Annotated in this window: 1 pseudogene; it reads left to right on the forward strand. The window is 72.6% G+C overall.

Annotated features, from left to right (window positions below):
• Positions 1 to 142: 142 nt before the first annotated feature.
• A pseudogene (locus tag MKL20_RS01010) lies at positions 143 to 585 on the forward strand (hypothetical protein); the annotation flags it as partial.

Raw genomic sequence — 585 nt, forward strand, 5'->3', positions numbered from 1 at the left:
TGGGCTTGGACTGCTACGGACATCGAGACGCTGGGTGGCCTGTCACGAGGCCATCGCCGCCTTGCTGGAGATCCCCGAGCCTGAAGCCGTTGCTCAGGTGCGGGCGCGACTACAGGGGCCGGTGTCGCCACTGTAGCGCAGGGCCGAGGAGGCCGCCTCCAACGTCAACACCGTGGCGAGCGCGGCCGAGGAACTCGGCTCGTCGGTCCAGGAGATCGGCCGGCAGGTCGACGGCTCGGCCAAGCTCGCCCTCGGCGCGGCCGCCGAGGCCGGGCAGACTGCGAGTCTGGTGCAGGAGCTGAGCAACGCCGTCGGCCGGAACGGCGACATGGTCGGGCTGAGTTCCTCCAGCGCCGGCCAGACCCACCTGCGGGGCCCGCACGAGACCATCGAGCAGGCCCGCCGAACCGTCAACACGGGCGGGCCGGCCGCGGAAGAACTCGGATCGACGGTCCAGGGGATCGGCCGGCAGGTCGACGGCTCGGCCAAGGTCGCCCTCGGCGCGGCCGCCGAGGCCGGGCAGACTGCGAGTCTGGTGCAGGAGCTGAGCAGCGCCGTCGGCCGGATCGGCGACGTGGTCGGGCT

The sequence above is a fragment of the Methylobacterium sp. E-066 genome (genome assembly GCF_022829635.1).
Taxonomy (GTDB): Bacteria; Pseudomonadota; Alphaproteobacteria; order Rhizobiales; family Beijerinckiaceae; genus Methylobacterium.